Origin of the sequence: Sphingomonas sp. HT-1, from assembly GCF_048568905.1 — a bacterium.
GTDB lineage: Bacteria > Pseudomonadota > Alphaproteobacteria > Sphingomonadales > Sphingomonadaceae > Sphingomonas.
Map to the genome: position 1 here is coordinate 112,042 of NZ_CP183770.1, position 17,788 is coordinate 129,829.

The following is a 17,788-nucleotide window of genomic DNA, read 5'->3' on the forward strand; positions in this document are numbered from 1 at the left end:
AAAGTGAGGGCCAAAAACACCTGCCAGCGGGATCCGGGGAAGATGAAAACGTGCCTCGTCGTGGACGATTCGAAGGTGATCCGAAAGGTCGCCCGGCACATTCTTGAGACGTTGGAGTTCGACGTCCGGGAAGCTGCCGATGGACGGGAGGCGCTCGATTCGTGCCTCGCCGACGTTCCAGACGTGATCCTGCTCGACTGGAACATGCCGGTAATGAGCGGCATGGATTTTCTTCGTGCATTGAAGGAAGCCGGGCTGCCGCAACGGCCCAAGGTGGTGTTCTGCACCACCGAGAACGGCATGGCGTATATCCGCGCCGCGATCGAAGCTGGCGCCGACGAATATGTAATGAAGCCGTTCGATCGCGAGACGCTGGAGAGCAAGCTGCAGATCGTCGGCGTCGCCTGAACGGCAGCGGCAGACCGCATGACCACCCCGCTAGCATCGCTTCCGCCGGAGCGGCCGACTGTGCCTTCTGGCCAAGGCCGTGTGCTGATCGTCGACGACTCGGTCGTCGCGCGATCGGTGCTGAGCCGCATGGTGGAAGGAACGCGCCGCTTCCATGTCGTCGCTGCGCTGAGCGAGGCGCGCAGTGCCCTGGAGTATCTGCGTACGCATCGAGTGGACATCATCCTGCTCGACATCGCGATGCCTGGTATCGACGGACTCACCGCCCTTCCGGATATCGTCATTGCTGGGCGGGGGGCGAAGGTGCTGATCGTCTCTTCCTCCGCCGATGAGGGCGCTGCGACAACCCTGCAGGCGCTTGCTCTCGGCGCGGCGGACACGCTGGTAAAACCGGGCGTCGGCGCTTTTGGGGGGCGCTTTGCCGAGGTGCTGGAGGAGCGCCTCGCCAAATTGTTCGAATCCGCAGCCGAGGCGCCGCTTTTGCCGCAGAGCCAGGGCCGCCCGACCCTTCCAGGCGCTTCGGGAGCGAGCATCGCGCTCGATCCTTTTCAGATCGTCGCGATCGGCGCTTCCACGGGCGGCATTCACGCGCTTAGCCAATTGCTGCGAGAGATTCCGTCAAGCTTCCAACAGGCCATCCTGGTGACGCAGCATCTGCCGCCCAGCTTCATGCAGTACTTCGCGACACAACTGGCGGTGCTGGGCGGGCGACCGTGCGAAGTCGCGACCGATCGTTTGCGCATTCGGCCGGGCCGGATCATCATTGCGCCCGGCGAGGCGCATCTCCGCGTCGTGCGCACCTCTGAAGGAGCAGCGATCCGGCTGAGCACCGACTGGGCGAAAAGCGGCTGCATGCCTTCAGTGGATCCGATGTTCGAGAGTGTGGCGGAAGTCTACGCTAGCCGCGCGGTGGGCGTGGTGCTGAGCGGTATGGGGCGGGACGGCTGCGAAGGTGCCGGGCGCCTGATCGATGTAGGCGCCACCGTCCTTGCCCAGGATCAGGCCACCTCCGTTGTCTGGGGAATGCCGGGAGCTGTGGCCAGCGCGGGACGGGCGACCGCCGTGCTGCCGCCCGATGAAATCGGCCGCCTTATTGTACGGGGGGCGGCCCGGTGATCGGCGGTGAAACTCCCTCGGCGGGCGCGATGCAGTTGATAGGATCGCTGCTCGAACAGCGTACCGGCCAGCAGATCGCCGCCAATCGCGCATGGCGCATCGAAACCGCACTGAAGCCGCTGCTGCGCGAACACGGACTGGCCACGGTGGACGCGCTGGTCGGCCGACTGATCGCCTCGCGCACCGGCGAATTAGCCGACAAGGTGGTTGATGTGTTGCTGAACCAAGAGACCAGCTTTTTCCGCGACGGCGCGGTGCTGGAGCATCTTGTCGACGCAGCAGAGGCGATGCAGGCCGAATTGGCGGGGCGGCGTCTGCGAATATGGTCCGCCGGCTGCTCGACAGGGCAGGAGCCGCTATCGCTGGCGATACTGCTCGCCGAGCGGGCGGATACCTTTGCGACGCCGCCGGAAATCGTTGCCAGCGACGTGTCACCCGCCGCGATCGCGCGCGCGCGCGCCGGCCGCTACTCGCAGTTCGAAATTCAGCGCGGCCTTTCGATCCGCCGGATGGTGCGATGGTTCGACGCCACCGGCGCGGGTGAATGGGTCGCAAATCCCGATCTGGTCCGCTGCATTCAGTTCCGGCGGCACAATCTAACGGCGGACGCGCCCCCGCCGGGCCGGTTCGACATCATCCTGTGCAGGAACGTGATGCTCTATTTCTCGCCAACGCTGCGGCGCCTGGTGTTTGATCAGCTCGCCGGCGCCATTCGTCCCGGCGGCCTGCTGGTGCTGGGGGCGGGAGAGACGGTGATCGGCCTGACTGACCGCTTCACACCCAGCCAAGTATTCCGCGGTATGTACACTACCGTCGAAGCGCCGCCGCCGCTCGCCGCCATTGCCTGAAACCCGGACTGCAGTAGAAGAGCGCATGATCGATGGGCTTGAGATACTGGACGCGCCTTCGCCAAACCATGGCGACCGCTTGCTGCCGATTTCGATGATCGTGCTCCATTACACCGGTATGGAGAGTGGGGAGGCGGCGCTGGCGCGACTGCGCGACCCGGGGGCGCAGGTCTCCGCTCATTATTTGGTCGAAGAGGATGGCCGCGTCTTTCGGCTGGTGTCCGAGGATCGCCGCGCCTGGCACGCCGGGCGGGGGCAATGGCGCGGGATCACCGACGTTAATTCTGCCTCAATCGGGATCGAGATGGTCAACCCCGGCCATGAACATGGCTATCGACCGTTCACACCCGAGCAGATGGGGGCGCTGATCCCGCTTGTCGCCGATATCAAGGAGCGCCACGGCGTCACTCGCGGCAATGTGGTGGGTCATTCAGACGTCGCGCCGGCCCGCAAGCAGGATCCGGGCGAGTTGTTCAACTGGCATGCACTGGCCCGACTGCGGCTGGCGCTGCCGCGGCCGACGCGAAATCTCGTCGATCCCGGCTGGCCGGATGGCGGCTTCATGCTGGCATTGGAACGGTTCGGCTATGATGTCACCGATCCGGTGGCGGCCGTGACCGCGTTCCAGCGCCGCTTTCGCCCGGAGATGATTGACGGCGAGATCGATATGGAATGCCGATGTATCCTGCTGGCGCTGTTGCTGCCCAAGCCGCAGGGTGAAGATTGAGAAACTCGGGAGGATTAACTTCAAATCCTTACGAACTCGCAAGCGAAGTTTGCTGAACTGTTGCTCGGAGGAACAGTCGGTGAGCTTTTCGATTCGCCCGCCTATGACGGCAATCGGCCCGATCCATGTGCGGATGACGGGAACGGTACGTGGGGACGAGAAGGGGCCTGGCGTCGGGATCGTCAACGCCCCCACCGCAGCGGAGGCGACCGCCGAACTGCAACGCGTAGCGCGCGTTTCCGGTGCCGATAAGGTGGTGAGCGTGGCATCCGACTATCGCCGCGCTGCGCTTGCGGGCGGCACCACCAGCACTCAGTGGCGCATTGAAGTGCAGGCGTGGGGGACCGCCATGGCGCCCGCTAAGGTGGATCCTGCCGAAGCCGCAGAGCGCGAGAAGGCGGAAAAGGCGGGTCGGACCCGCGGAGATGCCGAGAAGACTGCGAAAGATGGAACGCCCCGGCCGACCGACTCGATCACGCCGGACAGAGCGATCGTCGACGACACCGCAAGGGAGACCCCTACCGTATCCGCGTCCGAACTGGCCGCCGCTCCGGTGGCTTCCGACACCAGTTCCGCGGCACCGGTCGACGATGCTGTTTCCACGCCGCCAATCCAGGACCTCTGAACAGCTTGCGCGCTGGCGCCGAACCGCTAGAGCGGAGACGTCAGAGGGTCGGGCGGCCGCCGCCTGCTTGCGAAAGCGGGGGGAGGAAAGTCCGGGCTCCACGGAACGACGGTGGCGGGTAATGCCCGCCGGGGGTGACCCCAGGGAAAGTGCCACAGAGAGCAGACCGCCCACTGTCCCGGTTCGCCGGGGTAAGGGCAAGGGTGAAAGGGTGCGGCAAGAGCGCACCGCGCGACCGGTAACGGAAGCGGCTTGGTAAACCCCACCGGGAGCAAGACCGAATAGGGACGGCACATGCGCCTCGTTTCGGCGCGTCGTCCGGGTTGGTTGCTGGAGCGGCGGAGCGATCCGTCGCCTAGAGGAATGGTCGCCTATCCTTCGCAAGAGGGTGGACAGAACCCGGCTTACAGACCCTCTGGCATTTATCTGGACGATGCTGCGGCGCGGCAAGGTCTGGCCTTTAGCCTGCCTCGCGCCTATCTGGACGGCTATGGCGCGACACACGCGATCGATGGACTGGGGCTTTCCCCGCTGGCGCGAGTACGGTTCGGAGCGCGAGGCTGCGCGCGTGCGGCTGTGCGATCGCGACGGCTGCGACAAGCCCGGAGATCGGCCGGCGCCTAAGTCTCCGAATAACCCCGAGCGATGGTATTTCTGCGAGGAACATGCCGCGGAATACAACCGCAACTGGGACTATTTCGCGGGTTTGACTGCAGAAGAGGCGGCCCAACGCGAGGCGAACGAGCGCCGTACGGCGAACGGCTATGCGCAATCGGCTACAAACAGCTGGGCAGGCCCGGGCGACGGCAGCCGCTCGCGCGACGAGATGAAGGCACTGGAAGTGCTGGAACTGGACGTCGATGCGACTTTCGAGGCCGTGCGTGGCGCCTGGCGGCGGCTCGCCAAGGAATTCCACCCCGATGTACGTCCGAACGATGCGGATGCCGCCAAGCGCTTCCAGGCGATCCAGGCGGCCTATGACGTGCTGAAAAGTGTTGAGGACCGGCGCCAATGGAAACCGCAGTGACACAGCTGGTCACGTCCAACTGGGGCAATGCCGTGCTGGTGTGCGGCAAGTGTTCAAAGAAGCTGGGCGGCGGGTTCGGGTTGAAGGGCAAGACTTCGCTCACCAAGGCGCTACGCAAGCAGTTTGGTTTGGGAAAGGGCCGCAAGGCGGAGGTCGGGGTCGTCGAGACCAAATGCCTAGGCCTGTGCCCGGGCGGCGCGGTGACAGTGGTGAACGGCGCAAAGGCGCGCGAATGGCTGATCGTGAAGAAGGGCGCCGATCTGGAGGAAGTCGGGCGCGAATTGGGGCTTTCCTAAGGTCGGAGCTACTGCGCTCGCCACATCCCACCACTATTCCTGCAAAGGCGGGAGTCCATCCGCCTTTGCGTGGAGAAAAGAACCGTGCTTCAGCGCCAATGGATTCCCGCCTTCGCGGGGAGGACGAGGTAATTCGCTGGCGTTGATGGCTTAGCTCACCCGAAAGCGGCTACGCGTACCGCGCCGCGGTTTCGCGAATTAGGGCGATCATGTTGGGGATGCCCTGGGTTCGGTTTGAGCTCAGCTGATTTTTGAGGTCGAATGGAGCGAGCGCGGCTTCAATGTCGGTCGCCTGTATCTCGGCCGGGGTGTGGTCCTGCACCGTCAGCAGCACCAGCGCAATGATGCCCTTGGTGATCGCCGCGTTGGAGTCCGCCAGGAAGTGGAGCCGGCCATCCTCTAGCCGGGTGGGATAGACCCATACTGAGGCCGAACAGCCCCGCACCAGCGTCGCGTCGGTCTTAAGGGGTACGGGCATGTCCTCGAGCCCTTTGCCGAGCTCGATCAGCAAGCGATAGCGATCGTCGGCGTCTAAAAACCCGTATTCTTCTTGGAGATCGGCGAGGCTGGTCATGGCCACTGCGCTAGCGGGCTCGCGCGGGATTCGCCAGCCTCGCCGCTATTTCGCGGGCGTCGCGCCGAAGCGCAGGCCGAGCCGGGGACGGGGCGTCCGCTCCGGGGTCGGAGTGGGGCGGGGCTCGGCCATCGGTTGGGTGGTAGCGCTCACAGGTCCACCCCCGCGGCTATCGCTTCGAGCTTGCGGATGCGTTCCTTCAGATCCGCCAGTTCGATGCGCGAGGCGGCGTTGGGTATCGCCGTCGCCGCGACTTCCGGCCGGTGCAACTCGGCCAGTTCGCGATGCTTCAGCGCCAGCCAACTGCGCCAGCCCGACAGCGCCGCGCCGGTAAGCATCCCAAGGCCAGCCAGGCCGGACAAGGCGAGCGTGATATAGAGTTGAGGGTCGCTGGTCATGGTTCCTGCTCCCGAAAACATGGCTTAGATCCGGTTCTTGTCGCGCAGCTTCTCGATCTCGTGGTCGAGCCGCAGGCTGTTTTCATTGTCGGTGATGACGCGCTCGAGCACCTGGACGCGCTCCTTGAGGGCGCGGATCTCGTCGCGTAGGCGGTCGGCCTCGAACTTCTCGGCCGGGTCTCGGCTCGCAAGCCCTTCAAGCCTGCCATCCCGGCCCTTGACCATGCCGTAGCGCGCCTGGAGAACCTTGCCGATCGTGATCACGACGATGATGGCCACGACCATTTCGAACGGGTTCATTGCACCTTACTCCCCTAGTCGGCGCACGTGGCGCCTCAATTCCCTGCTTGCGATGCCTGGGCGGCGCGCAGGGCGCGGCGGCGGGGGCGATCGCGGCTTTCAGCGAGGGCAATAGCTCCCCCGCACAGTGCGGCAAGCACTGCGAGCATGACAATCATCGAAATTTCCTTGCTTAGAAGAAGGTGGGAACGTTTCTTCAGTTCAGCGGCGCGTCGCGCAGCTTCTCGATCTCTTCGGCGAGGCCCATGCCACGGTCGGTGAGGATCCGCTCGAGCACCTGGACCCGCTGTTCCAGCCGCGCCGTCTGGGCGGCGTATTGGGCAGCCTTTTCCGCGGTCATCTGGGCTTCGATTTCCATGCGGCGCTCCCACAGCTTGAACAGCGGGCGGAAGAAGACACCGCCGATGATCGCTACCAGGCCGCAGCTGATGCCGAGAATGGGGATCAGGATCGGGGAAAGCATGGTTTGCGTTCCTTTCAGTTCGAGCGGGTGCGGAGCGCTTCGATCTCGCGATCGAGCAGGTGCGCGCCGCCGGTCACGATGCGTTCGACATTGGCCAGCCGATCCTTGACCGAGCCGAGCTCGGCGCGCAGCTGGGCGTTTTCCTGGCTGAGCAGCTTGATCCGCTCGATCGCCTCGTCATCTCGCTTGGGATAGACGGCTTTGCCCCAGCTATTTTCCAGCGGGTAGCCGTTCTTGATCCGCAGCCAAGTGGTGAACAGCCAGCCTATCGTGCCCAGAAAACCCAGGCCAATTCCCGCCAGGATGATCCAAGGAAGGAAGGGGGCGAGTTGCAGTTCGATCATGGTGTGTCTCCCTGAACTCAGCGCAGCGCGTCGATAGCGCGGGCGGTGCGCTCGGCGGGTTCGGTGGCGATCCGCTCGAGCACGGCGATCCGGTCTTCCAGCCGGCTGATCTGGCCCGCGAGCCGTTCGTTCTCGGCTACCAGCAGGGCGATCTTGCGGGCGGCATCCGGATCGGCCTTGTCGATGTTCGCCCCGAAATCGTCGCTGATCGAATAGCCGTGCTTGGCACGGATCCAGTTGTTCACGACCCAGCCAATGGTCGAGATCGCGACGATGGCGATCACGAAGCCGGGGCCACTCAACCAGTTCATTGTCTGCCTCCCAGTTGACTGCCGGCGCGGTTAGCGCAGGCTGTCTATTTCGTCAGCGAGCCGGGTGTTGCGGCTCGTGTAGAACATCTCGATGTCAGCCAGCCGACGATCGATGTCGCGAAACTTCGAGCGGACCTCCGCAGTCGAGCGCTTCGGGCTCGACCGCACGCCCTGCCAGAAGCGTTCGTCTTCCGGCGTGTCGTAGAGGCCTACGGGCTTGGGGTTCGCGATCCAGGCGATCACGAAGTAGCCGAGGGCGACCCAGCCGGTGGCGATGGTGAGCAGCACGGTGGCCACCCGGATCCAGGTGACATCGATCCCGGTATAATCGGCCAAGCCAGCGCAGACGCCCATGAACTTGCGGTTTTGTCTGTCGAGGTAGAATTTCGTACGAGCGGACATCTCAGTTCCTCCGTGAAGGATCGTAAGGAGCCTGTTCGGGGCGTTGCGCCGAGAGCGGGCGATAGTCGGGATTGTCGGCGGCGATGATCCGTTCGACCGTGTTTAGCCGGTCTTCCAGCATACGCGCCGTACGATACAGGTCATCGAGCAGGTTCTCATCTTCCCGGGTTATCGTCCCGGCCTGCTTCCACTTGGTGACATAGTGGAAGACCAGCCAGGGCAGTCCGATAAAGAGGATGGCGCAGACGAGGACCGGAATGAGAACCTCTTCCACCGATTATACTCCCTTACTCAGCCGCGCCTTGAGCGCTTCGAGTTCGGCGTCGACCTTCTCCGACGAACGGAGCTCGGCGATTTCCTCTTCAAGCGTCTTCGGGTTGCCGCCCAGACCCATCGCATCGGCACGACCTTCGGCCAGGTCGACGCGGCGTTCCAGGATGTCGAACCGCGAAAAGGCGTCCTGCATCTTCGCGCCGTTCGTCATTTCGCGCAACTTGGCGCGATTGTTGGCGCTTTCCAGTCGAGCGACGATCGAGTTCTGGCGCACCCGCGCCTCGCGTAGCTTGTTCTGCAGCTTGTTGATGTCCTCTTCCGAAGCGCGCAGCGCGTCGTCGAGCACAGCGATTTCCTGCTGCAGCTGGTCGCACATGTCAGCGGCCTTCTGTTTTTCAACCAGAGCGGCCTTGGCGAGATCCTCGCGATCTTTGGAAAGCGCCAGTTCGGCCTTTTCGGTCCAGCTTTCCTGAAGCTTTTCCAACTTGGCGATGTGGCGACGCATTTCCTTCTGGTCCGCAATGGTGCGGGCGGCACTGGCGCGAACCTCTACCAGCGTTTCTTCCATCTCGAGGATGATCATGCGGACCATCTTCGCCGGATCCTCGGCCTTGTCGAGCAGGTCGGTAACGTTGGCGGCGATGATGTCGCGGGTTCGCGAAAAGATACCCATGATGTGCGCTCCTTCGTGTTTTTGTGGGTGCCGCCGGAAGGGATGGGGGCCCTTCCGGCGGCCCCGGCATCCCGAGGGATGGGATGCCGGGGAGACCTCGTGTGCCGCCTCAGGCGATCGCCGGGGCCACCGCGCCTGCCATCAGAACGGCGCTGGCAAGGAAGGCGAGGGAAACCGCCAGGAAGGCGTTGCGGAGGGTGTTGATCTGGTTGGTCATGATCGGTGTTCCTGAACCTTGGTAGGTTGAAGTTGCTGCCCGTCATCGGGCTTGCTTCCATCAATGCAGGAGGCGTGCCAACTTCTGAAAAACGCGAAAATGCGCCATTTTCCTACCGATACAATATGCCGGTTGGCAAAAACCCCTTGCCAAAAGTTGGGAAAATTCACCAATGATAGGGCATGGACCGCACGACCCAAGTTATCGGAGAATCTTCCGCGTTTTTGGATGCGCTGGAACGCGCAAGCCGCGCGGCGCAGCTTGACCGCCCTGTGCTGGTGATCGGCGAGCGCGGGACCGGCAAGGAACTCGTCGCAGAACGTCTCCACCGCCTCAGCCCGCGCTGGGATCAGCCGCTAGTAACAATGAACTGCGCAGCGCTCCCCGAAACGCTGATCGAAGCCGAACTGTTCGGCCATGAGGCCGGTGCGTTCACCGGCGCTACGAAGGCACGGACCGGGCGGTTCGAAGAAGCCGACGGCGGCACGCTGTTCCTCGACGAACTCGGCACTCTTTCCATGGGGGCGCAAGAGCGACTCCTGCGCGCAGTGGAATATGGCGAGGTGACACGGATCGGATCCTCGCGCCCGATCCGCGTCGACGTGCGGATCGTTGGCGCTACCAATGAGAACCTGCCGCACCGGGTGGAAAAGGGGACTTTCCGCGCCGATCTTCTCGATCGCCTCAGTTTCGAGGTCGTCACTCTGCCGCCGCTGCGGCATCGTGGCGGCGATGTGGAGGTGCTCGCTGAATTCTACGGGCGGCGCATGGCTTCCGAGCTGGGGTGGCAGGATTGGCCCGGATGGGGACCGAACGCGCTCGATGCGCTGCTTTCCTATGACTGGCCAGGCAATGTCCGGGAACTGCGCAATGTCGTAGAGCGCGCAGTGTATCGCTGGGAGCAGGGTGGGCCGATCGATCGGATCGAAATCGACCCATTCGCCTCGCCCTATCGGCCGCGGCCCATGGCGTCGTCGATGAGCCCGGTGGAAAAACCGGCCGAGGCGGCAGTGCCTGCCGCACCTGCACCGACAATGTCGGAGCCGGCGGAGTTGAGCGGCGATTTCAAGACGCGCGTGGCGCGGTTTGAGAAGCAGTTATTGTCCCAAGCGCTGGCCGAGCATCGCTTCAACCAGCGCGCGACAGCCGAGGCGCTGGGGCTTACCTATGATCAGCTGCGGCACGCACTGCGACGGCACGATTTGCTGGGCGCCGGAGGATAGGTTTTGCGAAACGTTCGCAACTAGATGTGCGAATGCTTAGCAATAACCGTTGATCGCGGGCAGTACTCTATCTGGAGCGACGCCAGCATGCGCTCGTTCGTCTTTCGCTGGCGCAGCAAACCTGCTATGCTCTCATCTGGTCGCAAGGCCGTCCAGCACCCGTCCATAGAAGGCGCTTGGCGGATCGTCCCAATCCGGGGGGTGAAGATGCGAGCCCTTTTTCTTTGTTTACCAATGCTTGCGCTGCTCCGAGCGCCTGATGTCACCGCCCAGGAACTACCTACATTGGGTGCAGATCGGGCCAAGCTGTCCGTCTCCGGCCTGTCCTCGGGCGGCTTCATGGCGGTGCAATATGCTGTGGCCTTGTCGAGCGAAGTGATGGGCGTGGGCGTCGTCGCAGGCGGGCTATATAATTGCGGCGCCGCTTTTCCCATTTCGGTGATCTCTTCCTGCATGCAGCGCGCTTGGACCGCGCCCGCGAGCTGGTCCGCCGTAACCACTTTCTCCCGTGCCGGATCGATCGACCCGGCTGAGAATATAGCGCGCCAGCGCGTCTATTTGTTCAGCGGCAGCGAGGATGCCGTGGTGGCGCCGGCGGTGGTGCGAACGCTGCTCAATTTCTACGTCATGGCCGGCGTACCAGGCCAAGCGCTGCGCTATCGCGACGACGTGCCTGCCACTCACGCCTTCGTCTCTGCAAGTGTGGGCGGAAGGTGCGGAAAGACGAGTTCGAGCTATGTCGTTCGATGTTTCATCGCGGGGAAGCCCTACGACCAGCCGTATGAAATATTGAACCACATCTACGGACTAAAAGTGCGTGCCGCAGTAAGGCTGTCCGCCGCGCCGATGGCCTTTGACCAGCGGCCCTACGGCAGCGCGCAGGCGCTGATGGCGAATACCGGCTATGTCTTCATTCCCGCATCGTGCCGCAAGGCGGGAGCGGACTGCGCCGTGCACGTCGTGTTCCATGGCTGCATGCAGAGCGCCGACACGCTTGGCAGCGACATCATCTATCGCAGGCTGGGGTATAACCGCTGGGCTGATCGCAATGGCATCATCCTGCTCTATCCCCAAGTGAACCGGACGCTGCCGTTGCCAAATCCCTATGGCTGCTGGGACTGGTGGGGCTATAGCCAATGGTTCGGTTTCCAGCTGCGGCACGCGCCGCAGATCGACACGGTACGCCGGATGGTAACTCGGCTGCAGCAAGCATCCTGACAGCTATGCGGGGCCGCTACGAGCGGCGTCGCTGTCCGCCCGCCGGTTGTCGAACGCAGCGCGCGCGGCGTCGATCCGCTCCAGGTTGGCCGCAGCCCAGATCCACACGCCGCAAAATGCTTCCGCCAGCGTCCCGCCCAGATCGGTGAGCTTGTAATCGACCCGCGGCGGGATAATGGCATGGATGGTGCGGATCACCAGCCCGTCGCGCTCCATCTGGCGCAGCGTCTGGGTGAGCATCTTCTGGCTGATGCCCGGCACCGCCTTGCCGATCTGGGTGAAGCGCAACTCGCCCTGCTCGATCAGCGTTTCGAGGATCAGCATCGTCCATTTGTCGGCGACGCGGCCGATCACCTCGGTAACCAGCGCTTCCACGCGCGGGTCCATCTCCGGATAGTTGGCATGGGTGGTTGCGGCAGCGGGCATCGGGTCACTCTCTTTTGGGTGCGTATAAATCTTTCGGGTGCCTTCTTTCGTCGGGAGCCTAGCGGCGTACATCGCCGCCAGCAATCAGCACTGGAGGCGATGATGAAGACCCAAGGCAACACCATCCTGATCACCGGCGGCGGCTCGGGCATCGGCGCGGCGCTCGCGCACCGGTTCCATGATGCGGGGAATACCGTGATCGTCGCCGGGCGGCGGCGCGAGGCGCTGGAGGCGGCGTGCGAGGGGCGGGCGAACATGCACGCGCTGACGCTCGACGTGGAAACCGCCGCAGGCGTGGCGGATTTCGCCGAGCGGCTGCTGGCGGCGCATCCCGCCGTGAACGTCCTGATCAACAATGCCGGGATCATGCGGTTCGAGGCGCTCGACGCGAAGCGGGATCTCGCCGATGCCGAGGCGACCATCGCGACCAACCTGCTCGGGCCCATCCGGTTGATCGACGCGCTGGTCGAGCATCTCGCGACGAGGCCCGACGCGGCGATCGTCAACGTCACCTCGGGGCTGGCCTTCGTGCCGCTCGTGACGACGCCGACCTACAACGCCACCAAGGCGGCGATGCACAGCTACACCGTGTCGCTGCGCGCGGTGCTGGACGGGCGGGTGGAAGTGATCGAACTGGCGCCGCCGGCAGTGCAGACCGAACTCACCCCGGGGCAGAGCCAGCGGCCGGGCTACCAGCCGCTCGACGACTTCGCCGATGAGGTGATGGCGCTGTTCGGGCAGGTGCCGACGCCGACGGAAATCCTGGTCGAGCGGGTGCGGCCGCTGCGTTTCGCAGAGCGCGAGGGGCAGTTCGATGCGGTGCTGGCCCACCTGACCGCGATAGCGACGGCCCACTCGGGGTGAGTCCCCTTGATCCTCCCCGTGCCGGGGAGGATCTGACAGCAAAACGGCCGGGGATCGCTCCCCGGCCGTTTCGTTTTTCCGGATGGGCCGTCTCAGGGCGAGCGGGGCTCGCTCCGTGCGGCTCAGGCGAACAGCTTCGCCCAGCCGCGCTTGGCGCGGTCCTTCCAGTGGCCGCGGTGATAGGCGTCGGACGCCAGCAGCGGCATCACCGAACCGGCTTCCGCGAACACCATCTGCTCGATGCCGGTGTTCACCTTGCCCCAGCTGGCGGCTTCCTGCAGCGTCGAGGACGAGCAGGCGCCGTCGCGCACGTCGGCGACGGTGATCTGCACCGCGTACTTGTGCACTTCCACATCCTCATGGCCGAGGATTTCGGCGCAGACGACGGTGTCCTGGATGAAGTTCTTCGGCACGCCGCCGCCGATCATCAGCAGGCCGGTGGTGCCCGCCTGGATCTTGATCTCGGTCAGCTCGCGGAAGTCCGCGACCGCGTCGATCATCAGGTACGGCTTGCCCGCCTTCATCTGGTCGACCTGGTGCTTGACGAGGCCGAAGCCCGCCGAGCTGTCGACGAATGCTGGGCAGAAGATCGGCACGTCATGCTCATAGGCGAGCTTGACCAGGCTGTTTTCCTTCTTGCCGTGCTCCGAGAGGTACTTGCCCATCTCGCGAATGAAGGCGCGGCTCGAATAGGCGCGCGGCTCCAGCTCGTTCGCGATCTTGTTGATCGTGAAGTCGCAGTCCTGGAGCTGCTCCTCGTCGATGTACGTGTCGTAGATGCGGTCGATATAGAGCGAGCGCAGCGTGTCGTCGTCGGGGATTTCGAGCGCCTGATAGTGCTTGTGGCCCAGGCCCTCGAAGAAATCCATGTCGACGATGGTCGCGCCGGTGGCGACGATCACGTCGACCATGTTGTTGCGCACCAGCTCGGCATAAAGGTCCATGCAGCCGCCCGCCGAGGTCGAGCCCGCGATCACGAGGCAGACCGTGCAGTCCTTGTCGGCCAGCATGTCGTTGTAGATCTTGGTCGCGCGGCCGAGGTCGCGGCTGGTGAAGCTCATGTCGCTCATCGCATCGACGATCGGACGCGCGTCGAAGCTCTTGATGTCGATGTGCTTGACCTGCTTCGAAAGCAGTTCGGACTTGCGGGTATCGTTGATCGGGGCGTTGGCCGCCGCGGTCTTGGTGAGGCTGTCGGTCATGGGAACTCCCATTTTCACATGGCCGCCGTCATTCAAAGGGGACGCGGAAACCCATCTCTGCTCCCCCTCCCACGTGCGGGAGGGGGCCGGGGGGTGGGAGCCCGCTCGCCACCGGCGATCCGGTGCGAGAATGTCGGGGGCCCACCCCCAGCCCCTCCCGCAAGCGGGAGGGGAGCATCTTCGTTCGCTACGAGTGCAGCGTTACAGCTTGACGACGTTCGAGGAAACCTCGACCGCTTCGTCTTCGCCGGTGTAGAGCGAAACCATCGGCTCGTCGTCGACGATCACCGTGTCGCCGGCGGTGAAGCCGTTGAAGCCGGTGCGCATCGCGGCACCATAGGCGCCGAGCATGCCGATCTCGATATAGTCGCCCGCCTGGATGTCGGCCGGCAGCTCGAACGGGCCCGCCATGCGATCCATGTCGTCGCAGGTGGGGCCGTAGAAGCTGAAGCCCATGTCCTTGGCGTTCGAATCCGGCTCGCGGAGGAGACGGACCGGGAAGCGCCAGCCGATATGCGCCGCATCGAACAGCGCGCCATAGGCACCGTCGTTGATGTACAGCTCGTCGCCGCGACGACGCTCGACGCGCACGATCAGCGAGCTGTACTCGGCGCACAGCGCACGGCCCGGCTCGGCCCACAGCTCTGCCGAATAGGAAATCGGCAGGCTTTCGAAGGCGCGGTGGATCGTCGCGAAATAACGCTCGAGCGGCGGCGGCTCCATGCCGGGATAGCTGGACGGGAACCCGCCGCCGACATCGACGACATCGACCGTGACGCCCGCCTCGACGATGGCGGCGCGGGCGCGCTCCATCGCATTGGCATAGGCTTCCGGCGACATCGCCTGGCTGCCGACATGGAAGCAGATGCCCAGGGCATCCGCGACCTGGCGAACCGCGATCAGCAGGTCCTTGCTCTCGCCCGGGCCGACGCCGAACTTCGACGCGAGGCTCAGCTTCGAGTGATCCGACGAGACGCGGAGGCGTACGCACAGCGTGAGATCGGTGGCGCCCTTGGTGGCGCGGACGATCTTGTCCAGCTCTTCCATGCTGTCCAGGCTGAATACGCGAACGCCGTGCTCGAAATACGCCTCGGCGATGGCTTCCTCGGCTTTTACCGGGTGCATGAAGCAAAGCGTGGCTTCGGGCGCGACACCGGCGACGAGGCGAACCTCGGCGATCGATGCGACGTCGAAATGCGTGATTCCGCTCTCCCACAGGATCCGGATCAGATCCGGCGAGGGATTGGCCTTCACGGCATACATCGAACGACCCGGGAACTTCTCTGCGAAGAACCGGGCCGCACGCGATGCTGCGTGCGGGCGGACGAGCGTTACCGGCTGGACCGGACGAAGCTTAGCGATATCGGCCACGCGGGTGGTGCCGACGAGGGTGGTCGCTAACCCCAGCGCGCGATGATGCTTGTGCAACTCAAGGGACCTCCAAATGCCGTGAGGCAAACATTGACGAAAAGCTGCCTTGCGGTTGGAAGTCCCATGGGGCAGCGGAGGAGCGCACATATGCGCGTCGGTCCCCCGTGTAAAGTGATTCTGGGGTCCGTTTTTCTACGGCGAGGGATGCCCTGTGACGATTCTGCGACAGCCCACCCGCGCCGGGGTCCGCGACGCCGCCGCGAAGATGGCAGCGATCCTCCCGCCAACGCCTTTGCTGGTGCACGACGTGCGCGGCGTGCCCGTCGCGTTCAAGGCGGAAAGCCTGCAGCCGATCGGCGCCTTCAAGATCCGCGGTGCGTGGCACCGGCTGACCGCGCTGGACGAGCGGGTGCGCGACAAGGGGGTTGTCGCCTTCTCCTCAGGCAACCATGCGCAGGGCGTCGCCTGGGCGGCGAAGCGGCTGGGCATCCCCGCAGTGATCGTAATGCCGGCGGATGCGCCCCGCGTGAAGCTGGAGGCGACACTGGCGCTGGGCGCGGAAGTGGTGCGCTACGACCGCTCAACGGAGAGCCGCGAGAAGATCGCCGAGCAACTCGCTCATGCCCGGGGCGCGACGCTGGTTCCCAGCTTCGACGACCCCTGGATCATTGAGGGCCAGGGCAGTGCCGGAATCGAGGCCGCCCGGCAGATGGCCGACGCAGGACTAGAAGCTCCCGCCAGGGTGCTGGTGCCTTGCGGCGGCGGCGGGTTGTCAGCCGGCATTTCGCTTGCGCTGCCCGAGGCGGAGATAGTGCCGGTTGAGCCGGAAGGTTGGGACGACATGCGCCGAAGCCTGGAAGCGGGCTGGATCGAACCGGTGGCCGACAATCCGCCGGCAACGGCATGCGATTCCTTGCAGACGCAGCGAGTTTCTTCGCTTACATTCGACGTGCTCTCGCGGCGTGGGGCGATCGGCGTCGCGGTGAGCGAGGCCGATATTCGCGCGGCGCAACGCTGGGCTGCGGCCAAGCTGCGGCTGGTCGTCGAGCCTGGTGGCGCGGCGGGGTTGGCGGCGCTACTGCGCGGCAAGGTACAAATTGAACCCGGCCTGCTGGTGATCGTTTCCGGCGGCAATGTCGACAGGGAGGATTATGCGCGAACGCTCGCGGAAACGGAATGATGAGGGCAATGTTATCGGCGGAGCGATCGCACAGGCCGCCAGCGTCGGTACGCTCGCGCTTGGCCATTTCCTGTGGTTTGCGCTGCGCCTCGCATATCGCGGCGAACCGCGCCTGGCAGCGGCCGCCGCCTTTGTCTGTGTGGCGACGGGGGTAACGCTGTGGGCGGTGGTGACCTGAACAGCCTCTCCGCACTCTACCCGCTGATGATGAGCATCGCGGTGCTAGGTGTGCTGGCGCTCGCCTGGGGTGGCATGACAGTGCTGCGGCGCGGCGACCGAAGACGCGGTGTGCTGATGCTGATCTGCGCCGCGGTGATCCTAGGGAATGCGTTGATCTGGACGGTATAGCGGATACAATTTGTTACCGTTTCGGCTTCGACTTGAATCGACATACTCGGTTAGGTTCGCCCCGAGTTGATGGGGTTATGCGATGCGCATTCTTCTCGCGATATTGGTGTGCGTTCTGTTTGCGGCCAGGCCGGCACCAGCACAACAAGGCGCGGTTCCATCCGAGCACGCCTATGGCGCAGCGCCGGCACAGAAGCTGGACTTCTATCCGCCCAGTCGTCTGGGAGCGGCAGCGCCGCCGCTGGTAATATTCGTGCACGGCGGCGGCTGGCGGCGCGGCAGCAAGCAGAATGCCACTGGCGCGTCGAAGATCGTCCATCTGCGCGACGCCGGCTACGCCTTCGCAACAATCGACTATCGTCTGATCCCGCAGGCGTTGATAGAGCAGCAGGCCGAAGACGTGGCGGCTGCGATCGATTGGCTCATCGACCATGCGGGAGATCTCGGCTTCGATCCGACCCGCGTGATCCTGATGGGGCACAGCGCGGGCGCGCACCTTTCCGCGCTGGTCGGCACCGATCCGCAGTATCTGCAGAAGGTGGGCTTTGCGCCCGATCGGTTGCGCGGCATCATCCTGCTCGATGGCGCCAGCTACGACGTGCCAGCGCAGTTGGCAGGGGCGGGGCGAGTCATGCGGCCGATTTACGTCCAAGCGTTCGGCAGCGATCCGGCGCGGCAACGGGCGCTCTCCCCGATCGCACATGTGGCTGCGCCCAATGCACCTTCCTTCCTGATCCTGCACGTCGATCGGGACGAAGGACAACGCCAGTCGGCGGCGCTGGCGAGCGCGCTGAAAGCCTCGGGCGTCAAAGTCACGTTGCAGGCGTTCGAAGGCCGCGGCTTGCGCGGCCATGTCGCGATAAACCGCCGGTTGGGCGAGGCGGACTATCCGGCCACCGTGGTGGTGGACCGCTGGCTCAGCGCGACGCTCGCGTCACGCTGAGCCCACGGATC

At 64.4% G+C, this 17,788-nt stretch carries 27 protein-coding genes and 1 other RNA gene; 16 read left to right on the forward strand and 12 right to left on the reverse strand.

The window, feature by feature from the left end; translation table 11 throughout:
- Window positions 1-42 precede the first annotated feature (42 nt).
- The 8 genes from ACNFJ7_RS00575 (at window position 43) to ACNFJ7_RS00610 (ending at window position 5,047) form a co-directional block, all read left to right on the forward strand.
- Window positions 43-408 carry a response regulator gene (locus tag ACNFJ7_RS00575; protein ID WP_019368734.1) on the forward strand — a complete coding sequence of 122 codons (366 nt, stop codon included), beginning with the start codon at window positions 43-45 and terminating at the stop codon, window positions 406-408.
- Window positions 409-426: 18 nt separating this feature from the next.
- Window positions 427-1,524, forward strand: a complete 1,098-nt coding sequence (cheB, locus tag ACNFJ7_RS00580; RefSeq protein WP_082664504.1) for a chemotaxis-specific protein-glutamate methyltransferase CheB — start codon at window positions 427-429, stop codon at window positions 1,522-1,524.
- Between the two features lie 29 nt (window positions 1,525-1,553).
- Window positions 1,554-2,372, forward strand: coding sequence for a CheR family methyltransferase (locus ACNFJ7_RS00585; RefSeq protein ID WP_026009001.1), 819 nt, complete (start codon window positions 1,554-1,556; stop codon window positions 2,370-2,372).
- A gap of 25 nt (window positions 2,373-2,397) precedes the next feature.
- On the forward strand, window positions 2,398-3,099 hold the full coding sequence (locus ACNFJ7_RS00590; protein WP_019368737.1) for an N-acetylmuramoyl-L-alanine amidase: 702 nt from the start codon (window positions 2,398-2,400) through the stop codon (window positions 3,097-3,099).
- Between the two features lie 79 nt (window positions 3,100-3,178).
- Entirely contained in the window at window positions 3,179-3,724 is a 546-nt protein-coding gene (locus tag ACNFJ7_RS00595; RefSeq protein WP_192813033.1) for a hypothetical protein, read from the forward strand.
- A gap of 40 nt (window positions 3,725-3,764) precedes the next feature.
- Window positions 3,765-4,147, forward strand: an RNA gene (gene rnpB / locus ACNFJ7_RS00600) — RNase P RNA component class A.
- Between the two features lie 67 nt (window positions 4,148-4,214).
- Window positions 4,215-4,751, forward strand: a complete 537-nt coding sequence (locus tag ACNFJ7_RS00605) for a J domain-containing protein (RefSeq protein ID WP_019368739.1) — start codon at window positions 4,215-4,217, stop codon at window positions 4,749-4,751.
- A complete protein-coding gene (locus ACNFJ7_RS00610) occupies window positions 4,736-5,047 on the forward strand; it encodes a hypothetical protein (RefSeq protein WP_019368740.1) in 312 nt (103 codons plus the stop codon). Before ACNFJ7_RS00605 ends, ACNFJ7_RS00610 begins: the two co-directional genes overlap by 16 nt.
- Before the next feature lie 169 nt (window positions 5,048-5,216).
- Here the strand turns inward: ACNFJ7_RS00610 and ACNFJ7_RS00615 are convergent, their stop codons facing one another.
- The 9 genes from ACNFJ7_RS00615 to pspA all read right to left on the reverse strand — a co-directional run bounded on the left by ACNFJ7_RS00615 (window position 5,217) and on the right by pspA (window position 8,785).
- Window positions 5,217-5,621, reverse strand: coding sequence for a SufE family protein (locus ACNFJ7_RS00615; protein ID WP_019368741.1), 405 nt, complete (start codon window positions 5,619-5,621; stop codon window positions 5,217-5,219).
- A gap of 149 nt (window positions 5,622-5,770) precedes the next feature.
- Window positions 5,771-6,019 (reverse strand): hypothetical protein, encoded by a 249-nt coding sequence (locus ACNFJ7_RS00620; RefSeq protein WP_019368742.1) that lies wholly within the window; start codon window positions 6,017-6,019, stop codon window positions 5,771-5,773.
- 24 nt (window positions 6,020-6,043) lie between these two features.
- Window positions 6,044-6,319 carry a hypothetical protein gene (locus ACNFJ7_RS00625; protein ID WP_019368743.1) on the reverse strand — a complete coding sequence of 92 codons (276 nt, stop codon included), beginning with the start codon at window positions 6,317-6,319 and terminating at the stop codon, window positions 6,044-6,046.
- Window positions 6,320-6,515: 196 nt separating this feature from the next.
- Window positions 6,516-6,782 (reverse strand): hypothetical protein, encoded by a 267-nt coding sequence (locus ACNFJ7_RS00630; RefSeq protein WP_019368744.1) that lies wholly within the window; start codon window positions 6,780-6,782, stop codon window positions 6,516-6,518.
- Window positions 6,783-6,796: 14 nt separating this feature from the next.
- Entirely contained in the window at window positions 6,797-7,126 is a 330-nt protein-coding gene (locus ACNFJ7_RS00635; protein ID WP_019368745.1) for a hypothetical protein, read from the reverse strand.
- A gap of 17 nt (window positions 7,127-7,143) precedes the next feature.
- Entirely contained in the window at window positions 7,144-7,437 is a 294-nt protein-coding gene (locus tag ACNFJ7_RS00640) for a hypothetical protein (protein ID WP_019368746.1), read from the reverse strand.
- Window positions 7,438-7,467: 30 nt separating this feature from the next.
- Entirely contained in the window at window positions 7,468-7,839 is a 372-nt protein-coding gene (pspC, locus tag ACNFJ7_RS00645) for an envelope stress response membrane protein PspC (protein ID WP_026009003.1), read from the reverse strand.
- A 1-nt stretch (window position 7,840) separates the two neighbouring features.
- On the reverse strand, window positions 7,841-8,113 hold the full coding sequence (gene pspB / locus ACNFJ7_RS00650) for an envelope stress response membrane protein PspB (RefSeq protein WP_019368748.1): 273 nt from the start codon (window positions 8,111-8,113) through the stop codon (window positions 7,841-7,843).
- A 3-nt stretch (window positions 8,114-8,116) separates the two neighbouring features.
- Window positions 8,117-8,785, reverse strand: coding sequence for a phage shock protein PspA (pspA, locus tag ACNFJ7_RS00655; protein ID WP_019368749.1), 669 nt, complete (start codon window positions 8,783-8,785; stop codon window positions 8,117-8,119).
- A 222-nt stretch (window positions 8,786-9,007) separates the two neighbouring features.
- Here pspA and ACNFJ7_RS00660 point away from each other — a divergent pair, with 222 nt between their 5' ends.
- The 3 genes from ACNFJ7_RS00660 (at window position 9,008) to ACNFJ7_RS00670 (ending at window position 11,443) form a co-directional block, all read left to right on the forward strand.
- Complete coding sequence (locus ACNFJ7_RS00660) at window positions 9,008-9,178, forward strand: hypothetical protein (RefSeq protein WP_156804357.1); 171 nt, start codon at window positions 9,008-9,010, stop codon at window positions 9,176-9,178.
- A 6-nt stretch (window positions 9,179-9,184) separates the two neighbouring features.
- Window positions 9,185-10,225 (forward strand): phage shock protein operon transcriptional activator, encoded by a 1,041-nt coding sequence (pspF, locus tag ACNFJ7_RS00665; protein WP_019368751.1) that lies wholly within the window; start codon window positions 9,185-9,187, stop codon window positions 10,223-10,225.
- A 234-nt stretch (window positions 10,226-10,459) separates the two neighbouring features.
- Complete coding sequence (locus ACNFJ7_RS00670) at window positions 10,460-11,443, forward strand: hypothetical protein (protein WP_019368752.1); 984 nt, start codon at window positions 10,460-10,462, stop codon at window positions 11,441-11,443.
- Between the two features lie 3 nt (window positions 11,444-11,446).
- On the opposite strand, the gene ACNFJ7_RS00675 is transcribed toward ACNFJ7_RS00670, so the two are convergent.
- Window positions 11,447-11,869 carry a winged helix-turn-helix transcriptional regulator gene (locus tag ACNFJ7_RS00675; RefSeq protein WP_019368753.1) on the reverse strand — a complete coding sequence of 141 codons (423 nt, stop codon included), beginning with the start codon at window positions 11,867-11,869 and terminating at the stop codon, window positions 11,447-11,449.
- A 102-nt stretch (window positions 11,870-11,971) separates the two neighbouring features.
- Here ACNFJ7_RS00675 and ACNFJ7_RS00680 point away from each other — a divergent pair, with 102 nt between their 5' ends.
- On the forward strand, window positions 11,972-12,733 hold the full coding sequence (locus ACNFJ7_RS00680) for an SDR family oxidoreductase (protein WP_026009005.1): 762 nt from the start codon (window positions 11,972-11,974) through the stop codon (window positions 12,731-12,733).
- 122 nt (window positions 12,734-12,855) lie between these two features.
- Here ACNFJ7_RS00680 and ACNFJ7_RS00685 read toward each other — a convergent pair whose 3' ends face one another.
- Window positions 12,856-13,935, reverse strand: a complete 1,080-nt coding sequence (locus ACNFJ7_RS00685) for a 1,9-bis(guanidino)-5-aza-nonane synthase (RefSeq protein WP_019368755.1) — start codon at window positions 13,933-13,935, stop codon at window positions 12,856-12,858.
- Between the two features lie 201 nt (window positions 13,936-14,136).
- The gene (locus ACNFJ7_RS00690; protein WP_058805416.1) at window positions 14,137-15,363 is read right to left on the reverse strand and encodes a type III PLP-dependent enzyme; all 1,227 of its coding nucleotides are present in this window, start codon (window positions 15,361-15,363) and stop codon (window positions 14,137-14,139) included.
- A gap of 154 nt (window positions 15,364-15,517) precedes the next feature.
- Between ACNFJ7_RS00690 and ACNFJ7_RS00695 the strand changes: the two genes are divergently transcribed.
- The 4 genes from ACNFJ7_RS00695 (at window position 15,518) to ACNFJ7_RS00710 (ending at window position 17,777) form a co-directional block, all read left to right on the forward strand.
- A complete protein-coding gene (locus ACNFJ7_RS00695; protein ID WP_019368757.1) occupies window positions 15,518-16,486 on the forward strand; it encodes a pyridoxal-phosphate dependent enzyme in 969 nt (322 codons plus the stop codon).
- Window positions 16,458-16,664: a hypothetical protein gene (locus ACNFJ7_RS00700; protein WP_019368758.1), complete on the forward strand. Its 207-nt coding sequence runs from the start codon at window positions 16,458-16,460 to the stop codon at window positions 16,662-16,664. The genes ACNFJ7_RS00695 and ACNFJ7_RS00700 overlap by 29 nt, the downstream gene beginning before the upstream one ends.
- Window positions 16,646-16,834 (forward strand): hypothetical protein, encoded by a 189-nt coding sequence (locus ACNFJ7_RS00705; RefSeq protein WP_019368759.1) that lies wholly within the window; start codon window positions 16,646-16,648, stop codon window positions 16,832-16,834. Before ACNFJ7_RS00700 ends, ACNFJ7_RS00705 begins: the two co-directional genes overlap by 19 nt.
- Before the next feature lie 82 nt (window positions 16,835-16,916).
- Window positions 16,917-17,777 (forward strand): alpha/beta hydrolase, encoded by an 861-nt coding sequence (locus tag ACNFJ7_RS00710; RefSeq protein ID WP_019368760.1) that lies wholly within the window; start codon window positions 16,917-16,919, stop codon window positions 17,775-17,777.
- The last annotated feature ends 11 nt before the right edge of the window (window positions 17,778-17,788 follow it).

Excerpts from the sequence above, each read along its gene's own strand:
- pspF (WP_019368751.1), top strand. The coding sequence starts at position 9,185 with ATGGACCGCACGACCCAAGTTATCGGAGAATCTTCCGCGTTTTTGGAT.
- ACNFJ7_RS00590 (WP_019368737.1), top strand. The coding sequence starts at position 2,398 with ATGATCGATGGGCTTGAGATACTGGACGCGCCTTCGCCAAACCATGGC.
- ACNFJ7_RS00685 (WP_019368755.1), bottom strand. The coding sequence starts at position 13,935 with ATGACCGACAGCCTCACCAAGACCGCGGCGGCCAACGCCCCGATCAAC.
- ACNFJ7_RS00620 (WP_019368742.1), bottom strand. The coding sequence starts at position 6,019 with ATGACCAGCGACCCTCAACTCTATATCACGCTCGCCTTGTCCGGCCTG.
- pspC (WP_026009003.1), bottom strand. The coding sequence starts at position 7,839 with ATGTCCGCTCGTACGAAATTCTACCTCGACAGACAAAACCGCAAGTTC.
- ACNFJ7_RS00635 (WP_019368745.1), bottom strand. The coding sequence starts at position 7,126 with ATGATCGAACTGCAACTCGCCCCCTTCCTTCCTTGGATCATCCTGGCG.
- ACNFJ7_RS00700 (WP_019368758.1), top strand. The coding sequence starts at position 16,458 with ATGCGCGAACGCTCGCGGAAACGGAATGATGAGGGCAATGTTATCGGC.
- ACNFJ7_RS00675 (WP_019368753.1), bottom strand. The coding sequence starts at position 11,869 with ATGCCCGCTGCCGCAACCACCCATGCCAACTATCCGGAGATGGACCCG.
- ACNFJ7_RS00640 (WP_019368746.1), bottom strand. The coding sequence starts at position 7,437 with ATGAACTGGTTGAGTGGCCCCGGCTTCGTGATCGCCATCGTCGCGATC.
- cheB (WP_082664504.1), top strand. The coding sequence starts at position 427 with ATGACCACCCCGCTAGCATCGCTTCCGCCGGAGCGGCCGACTGTGCCT.
- ACNFJ7_RS00710 (WP_019368760.1), top strand. The coding sequence starts at position 16,917 with ATGCGCATTCTTCTCGCGATATTGGTGTGCGTTCTGTTTGCGGCCAGG.
- pspA (WP_019368749.1), bottom strand. The coding sequence starts at position 8,785 with ATGGGTATCTTTTCGCGAACCCGCGACATCATCGCCGCCAACGTTACC.
- ACNFJ7_RS00610 (WP_019368740.1), top strand. The coding sequence starts at position 4,736 with ATGGAAACCGCAGTGACACAGCTGGTCACGTCCAACTGGGGCAATGCC.
- ACNFJ7_RS00575 (WP_019368734.1), top strand. The coding sequence starts at position 43 with ATGAAAACGTGCCTCGTCGTGGACGATTCGAAGGTGATCCGAAAGGTC.
- ACNFJ7_RS00625 (WP_019368743.1), bottom strand. The coding sequence starts at position 6,319 with ATGAACCCGTTCGAAATGGTCGTGGCCATCATCGTCGTGATCACGATC.
- ACNFJ7_RS00680 (WP_026009005.1), top strand. The coding sequence starts at position 11,972 with ATGAAGACCCAAGGCAACACCATCCTGATCACCGGCGGCGGCTCGGGC.
- ACNFJ7_RS00615 (WP_019368741.1), bottom strand. The coding sequence starts at position 5,621 with ATGACCAGCCTCGCCGATCTCCAAGAAGAATACGGGTTTTTAGACGCC.
- ACNFJ7_RS00605 (WP_019368739.1), top strand. The coding sequence starts at position 4,215 with ATGGCGCGACACACGCGATCGATGGACTGGGGCTTTCCCCGCTGGCGC.
- ACNFJ7_RS00670 (WP_019368752.1), top strand. The coding sequence starts at position 10,460 with ATGCTTGCGCTGCTCCGAGCGCCTGATGTCACCGCCCAGGAACTACCT.
- ACNFJ7_RS00585 (WP_026009001.1), top strand. The coding sequence starts at position 1,554 with ATGCAGTTGATAGGATCGCTGCTCGAACAGCGTACCGGCCAGCAGATC.
- ACNFJ7_RS00630 (WP_019368744.1), bottom strand. The coding sequence starts at position 6,782 with ATGCTTTCCCCGATCCTGATCCCCATTCTCGGCATCAGCTGCGGCCTG.